This is a genomic window from Ruegeria sp. HKCCD9138 (genome assembly GCF_057220975.1).
Genome location: NZ_JBWVAZ010000024.1, coordinates 1 through 5915, shown reverse-complemented (window position 1 = coordinate 5915; position 5915 = coordinate 1). Strand labels below are relative to the sequence as shown.

Annotated in this window: 6 protein-coding genes; 5 read left to right on the top strand and 1 reads right to left on the bottom strand. The window is 50.1% G+C overall.

The annotated features are described in order from the left end of the window. The first annotated feature begins 182 nt into the window (after positions 1-182). The 5 genes from AC2TEL_RS21555 (at position 183) to AC2TEL_RS21535 (ending at position 3681) form a co-directional block, all read left to right on the top strand. Positions 183-674: a hypothetical protein gene (locus AC2TEL_RS21555; protein WP_480906883.1), complete on the top strand. Its 492-nt coding sequence runs from the start codon at positions 183-185 to the stop codon at positions 672-674. A 363-nt stretch (positions 675-1037) separates the two neighbouring features. After that, on the top strand, positions 1038-1679 hold the full coding sequence (locus AC2TEL_RS21550; protein ID WP_480906881.1) for a hypothetical protein: 642 nt from the start codon (positions 1038-1040) through the stop codon (positions 1677-1679). 84 nt (positions 1680-1763) lie between these two features. Next, entirely contained in the window at positions 1764-2003 is a 240-nt protein-coding gene (locus AC2TEL_RS21545; RefSeq protein ID WP_480906878.1) for a helix-turn-helix domain-containing protein, read from the top strand. Positions 2004-2125: 122 nt separating this feature from the next. Then, positions 2126-2344 (top strand): hypothetical protein, encoded by a 219-nt coding sequence (locus tag AC2TEL_RS21540; RefSeq protein WP_480906875.1) that lies wholly within the window; start codon positions 2126-2128, stop codon positions 2342-2344. A 188-nt stretch (positions 2345-2532) separates the two neighbouring features. Continuing rightward, positions 2533-3681, top strand: a complete 1149-nt coding sequence (locus tag AC2TEL_RS21535; protein WP_480906872.1) for a hypothetical protein — start codon at positions 2533-2535, stop codon at positions 3679-3681. 44 nt (positions 3682-3725) lie between these two features. On the opposite strand, the gene AC2TEL_RS21530 is transcribed toward AC2TEL_RS21535, so the two are convergent. Beyond that, positions 3726-5552, bottom strand: coding sequence for a pentapeptide repeat-containing protein (locus AC2TEL_RS21530; protein ID WP_480906869.1), 1827 nt, complete (start codon positions 5550-5552; stop codon positions 3726-3728). Positions 5553-5915 lie beyond the last annotated feature (363 nt).

Below are 5915 nucleotides of genomic sequence, written 5' to 3'. Positions count from 1 at the left end.
GATGTGCCAAGAGTTCCTGCACACCAGAACGACATTCATTGAGGATAGATGTCCGGTTAAGTCCGCACAGTCGACGTTGGAAGACCTGATGAGCGACCAAACAATGCGGATGACAGCTTTGAGCCCAACTGGTACTCCATTGCTACTTCAAGACCGTTTGCTCTCGCATTAGGATGAGTTTCATGACAACAGAAACCGCCCGAACTATCTCGACAAACGCAGACCTTCTCTGCGTTCTGCATGCGATAAATGATAGCGGTTATTGGTCAGAGAAAGATTTTTCGAACTGGGCGACTAAGGTGTTGATGCGGTCCACGGACCCTGTCTCGTGGCTCATGGACTTCGTTGTAGTTGAGCGCTCGGGCAAGATCGAAGAAATATTCCATAAGGCCTTACTTGATGCCCAAATACTTCTTCCCCAATGGGCACATTACTTGTCAGCAGGTTTTGTCATGATGCGGTATGGCAAGGGCGACCTTTCCGAAAAACAGGTTAGAGATTTGATCGCCGACCTGACCGATCCCGTCCCAATTTGCGAGATAACTATTGAGGAAGTCGCCGACATTTGTCTTGAAGACGATAGACTGCTTTGGCTTCGCGACGAAGCCACAGCGCTACTGGACCAAGTTGAGGCAAGTCAAATTTCGCCTCCCATCCTTACCGTGGTTCCCTAATAACACAGATACCTCTCGGAACGGCAGCAATGTCCGCATAGCGGTCGTTCTCACTAGTGATAGCTGACGTCTCGGATCACTCGTAACTAAACAAACCAAAGGGCTAGCGCAGGGCCGTGCGCAGGTCGGGTGATCGTCTGTGGCGCCACCCCGGGTATACCCAGCCGAGAGAAGACGACGCATTTATTGTTTCGATGCGATGGCGTATCCACCGGCCAACTTCGGAAAACAAGGTCGTAACCGGCAAGCGCAACATACAGAATTTGGCCCAAGAATATGGTTAATTCCCGATACTACGAAGAAACGTACTCAGAAGAAGACTTGGCGCGGTTGTGCGAGATTGGCGGACTCTTTCCGGAAGACATGAGCAAGTTTCACAAAGACTTGGAAGACTTCGCAGCGGTTTATAGGTGGGAAAACGCGCGTTATCAGAATCTCCCCTCCTACAAAGTAGTATCCGCCGATCTTAACAAAATCCAAAAACAGGCAGCACGGCTCCTAAACAGCTTGGAAAATATAGGTTGGGACGCCCAACTCGCACTCGAAATAGGCATGGATGCTGACAACGCGAGGATGATCACGCAAGGCGAAGCTGCCCCAGAACATCCGTCGCTTTTTCTGTCGCTAAGAAGTTTTTCCGATGACCTCATGGGAGTTACGTTAGATATTCCTGCTCTAAAGGCTATCATCGGCGGTCTTGAGGTTGCCGCATCCAACGGCCAGCAAAACCTTGGAAAGCGTCCCTCAAAGAAAATCCCTGATTATGGTCTGCGCCTTTGGCTACTCAACATCGAACAGCTTTGGTTTAAGTTGAGCGACCGTCCGTTTTCCCGTGACGTCGACAGCACCGGAGAACCTATTACTTATGCTGGTCGTTTCTGCGTTGCCGCGTTCGAGATGATTGAGCCAAATTATTCCGTCTCTCGCATTATGAACGGGATGAAAAACCTAAAGAAAGAAAAACGAAAGCCTACTGGCAAAGCTGGGGAAGAAATCTCCCCCTAGCTTTGCCAGTGGTTTCGCTCGAAAAGAAAAGGTGATCGCTCCTATGTTCGCCCCATAGCAACTTCCGCTGAAAGGACGAGCAACATGCAACAGCAGGCAATCGCCATCGAACAGATCATCCCCACATCAGATTATTGGGATGGTTTTATTACCGAGACCGAAGCGGCAGACTATCTCTGCCAAAGCGTGCGCACCATGCAGAAATGGCGCGTGACTGGCTTTGGTCCTTCCTTTTACAAACCGGGCCGGTCGGTGCGCTACCGCCGCCGCGATCTGCGCATTTGGGCTGAAGGTCGCCGCCGCCGTAACACCTCGCAAGTCTGAGTTTTGCCCGCGCGGGGTTGGCAGCGCCGTGCGGGATTTTGGGGCCGGAATGGCTCTGTAGGGGCGCGGGCGAAACGGTCCTGCGCCCCTTTCTTCAAACATCAACAGAAAGACACTGAACCATGACAAACCAGCCTGCACAGAAATTCAAAATTGGTCTGATCAACGCAACCATCTGGGACAATGACGGCTTTTACTCAGTCGATATGTCCCGTTCCTACAAGACCGATACCGGCGAATGGCGCAATTCGACCAGCTTCCACCACTCGGACCTGCTCAATATTGCCAAATGCGCGGAGCGCGCCGAAATCTGGATTGGCCGTCAAATCAATGCCCGGTAATGGCAGCGCCGGAGCGGCTTCGCTCCGGCCCCAAAACAAATGCTGCCCCGCCGGAGGCACTCAGGGGGCGTAAGCCCCCGCAGTCTTTTCCCCAACATCGCCAAACATCACAGCGGCAGGGCATGCTGCCCTAGAGGGGGGTCTTGTAACACCCCCCTCCACGAATACGAAAGCGAAGGTCAGCGTAAATGGAAGCAACCATCCTGCATTCTGGCTTCGACGGGCTTAAATTCACTGTTCAGGCCGATATCCCGGAAGACTTTCGAGAAGAACTAGCATCGGCCAAGCAACAAGCCAAAGAGACCTTTGGCGATTGCGTCCTCAAATTCGGCTCAGTTTCTCTCAGCGTGACCAGCAAAGGTGCACGCGGTTTCACCGCTCACACAGGTGAACATGGGGCTGTATGGCTGTTCCAAGACCCTAACGACCGTATTCCCAACAATCCCGGCATAACCGTCGACTTCCGCGCCTTTGGCCTCGCCACAGGCGGTCTTGAAGGGACTGAGCAACACTTTCGTGAGTGTATGGAGGCATTCGGGATCAAGTACGTAGAAACGCAATTGCGGGTCGCGCGGGCTGACTTCGCCGTGGACTTGCTGGCCCCATGGTTTGAACCCGACCGCGAAGCCTTGGTTGTTCCACCCGGCACCAAGGTCACGGAATATACAGGTGTTGATGAAACAGCGACGTTTTCCAGCGGCGCGCGTGTGGTTGGCTTGCGCGCCGGTGCCGTCGCCAACAGGCAATTGGCGATCTATGACAAGCGGGCTGAGATTATCCAGCAAAAAAAGATGGGCTGGCTAACCATTTGGAACGCGGCGCTAGAGGCAGTGGGCAAACCGCCCCTTGACCTGACCGACCGGGCCACAAGTCAGGTCTGGCGCTTTGAGATGCGTCTAGGCTCCAAGCAGTTGCGTAACCGCTTCGAGATGCGCAACTGGCAGGACGTTCACGACATCATCGGAGACGCCTTCACAGACGCGCTCGGCCGCATTCGCTACTGCCTGCCAACTGCTGACAGAAACCGTGCTCGCTGGCCCACACATGAGCTTTGGCGGCAGTTTGAGGGAGTAGTTGGCAACGACCTTTTGCAGAACTGTGCAGGCGTTCTCCCAAGCGACGTGACCCAAGCCAACCGGGCCGCAAAGATGCGGGAGCTGGACGCGCAACTTGCCGGCCTATTTGTCACCCGCGCCGCGATATCCAAAGTACCGGCTGACGACTTTTTTGAGTTCATGGATAGACATGTTGAGGCACTAGCACGACAGGTCAAAAATCACCCAAAATCAATAGCTGAACGTCTATCAAGGGCTGGCACCAAATATGTACTGGAGTGAGTTTAACGTTGCTCCGTCAATCCTCGTCGCAATCACTTGTAACTTTACCTCAGCCTGAACCTCTGCCTTATCCCGAGGCCCAGCAAAAATAGAAATGGCAGGCTGAGCACAGTCTGAAAACCTGAAATTATTTTAACTCCCGCGGACAAATTCAACAGGTATGCCGATCCAAAGTACAATCTTTTGAAGCCAAACAGTGGGAAAATATTTGAGAAACTCAGCATCCATGGGGCACCAATGATTTGACCGCCTGTACATCCGCGCAAAAAGTCTAGGCAATGTGACGAACAGGCCCAAATACTCACACCACCAAAAAACCAAACAGCGGCCAGCCACCAAAACGGCTTGGAGATTGAATTACCGAAATCAGAGAAGAGTCCAAATAGGTAATATGGTAAGCGGTGGTAGAGTGACCCAATTCGACTTGATAACTCCATCTCTTTCCGGAAGAAAAAATGCTCATCCTCCGGAGAACCTTGCTTATTCAGCAAATGGCGAAGAGTGGAACAAGATTTTTTCGCGTTAACTAAGTCTTCTTCATCTACTGAAATTGGCCAGCATATCTCGTTTGTTGAGACAACACTTTTATCATGGAGCACAGAACCGGCAAGAATCGGATATTTGTCGACAAATTTTGTCATTCGAAAGCTGACCGGTCGCAGGAAGTAGCTATCTGAAAAATCAACTTCACAACAGACCTTTGAATCTTCCAACCCAAAAGCGGCTCGATTAAAACGTGTCGTACTTCTAAACTCCGTGGACCGAAAGCTCACGGGACCATCAAATTCTGTGTCCTGAAAGTTAACTGACTTACCAAAAGTCGTTCCTTCGCACCTAAAACCAGATGCAAATCGTTTGCCACTTAAGTCCACAGGCTCGTTGAAAACGGCATTGCTGAGGTCGACATGGTCGGAAAAAGTGCACTCCGAGAACTTTGTTGCAGATTTAAACAATACTGACTGAAAACTGACCTTCTGCAAAAAATTTGCAAATTCGAAACTTGCCGACCCTTCAAACTTCGCACCGTCAAATTTGACAACTTCAAAGTGCTCAGAAGAGAATGCTGCATGGTTCCCGAAATGACAGTTGCTAAAATCACCAACTGTATGAATTTCGCAAAGCGGATCGATGTAAATGGCATCAGAAAATTCAACATCCTGAAAGCAGACGCCCCCACAAAAACTTGCACCACTAAAACTTAGTTCCGACCCAAACTTTGCCCATCGGAAATTGGCTTTTTCTTGAAAAATCGCCTGCGAAAAACTGACACGAGAAAGAAAATTTGCGTGTGAAAAATCTACCTTCTTCCTGAATTCTGTATGCTTTAGATGCACACTCCCAAGAAACTTCGCGTTCGAAAAATTCACTTCCCCGTGGAACTTCCAAGGGCAAAAAGATACCTCTTTTAGGAAGATAGCATTACTAAAATCTAAGAGCTCAAAATTCCAGTTGTGCTCAATTCCAGGGTGTAAACCATCAGTACCGCCGACTACCATCGGGAAAAGAAACCCCTGTAAAGCCAAGAGACTTTTCTTCTCCGGCAGACGTGCTTCGGAAAAGAATTCAGCGCTTCTTGGGTCGGGAAAGCCGGGGTAAACGAAGCTACTAGCATTTCGCTTCAACATTTCTGCTTTGTGCTGGTCCTGAATTTTTTTTAGAAATGCTTCCGAAGTGTCTAAATCAGAGAGACTGAATTCAGAATTAGCCTCCAAGTACCTAATTTCTGCGTTGGATAGAGCTTGAAATGCCCAAGCGTTCCACGCGCTGCGATTTAGATCATGGGTTCTTGTGTCAAAGGTCTTTTTCTCTTGTTCACCAAACAACGTCATTAAGACATAGATTGGATTGCTGTTCGCCGTATCTTTGCTCATCACGTTCTCTTGTGCTCAAAGTCACCATCAACTTGCCTGAGCATCCGCTCTCCATCAAATTTAAACTGCCCGTCACTTCAGGTTTTCAACGGCAGCAGGCGCGAGAAAACTTGTCTTGGCATGAAACAACTAGAGATTATGAGAAGACAAACATTTCTTTGTCATTCGCATTTTTCCGAAAAGGTTGCTGCCCCGCCACACTCCGGTTCCTGCATCGCTTGCTTCCACAGTGCTTCCAGTTGTGCAGTAGCCCTGAACGCAGAAAGCGCCCCTTGGGGCGTTAGTGCGCTGTAATCATGTAGGTATTTTTGGTTGCGGGGAGAGGATTTGAACCTCTGACCTTCAGGTTATGAGCCTGACGAG

Coding starts and splice junctions, on each gene's coding strand:
- AC2TEL_RS21535 (WP_480906872.1), top strand. CDS start 2,533: ATGGAAGCAACCATCCTGCATTCTGGCTTCGACGGGCTTAAATTCACT.
- AC2TEL_RS21555 (WP_480906883.1), top strand. CDS start 183: ATGACAACAGAAACCGCCCGAACTATCTCGACAAACGCAGACCTTCTC.
- AC2TEL_RS21530 (WP_480906869.1), bottom strand. CDS start 5,552: ATGAGCAAAGATACGGCGAACAGCAATCCAATCTATGTCTTAATGACG.
- AC2TEL_RS21550 (WP_480906881.1), top strand. CDS start 1,038: ATGAGCAAGTTTCACAAAGACTTGGAAGACTTCGCAGCGGTTTATAGG.
- AC2TEL_RS21540 (WP_480906875.1), top strand. CDS start 2,126: ATGACAAACCAGCCTGCACAGAAATTCAAAATTGGTCTGATCAACGCA.
- AC2TEL_RS21545 (WP_480906878.1), top strand. CDS start 1,764: ATGCAACAGCAGGCAATCGCCATCGAACAGATCATCCCCACATCAGAT.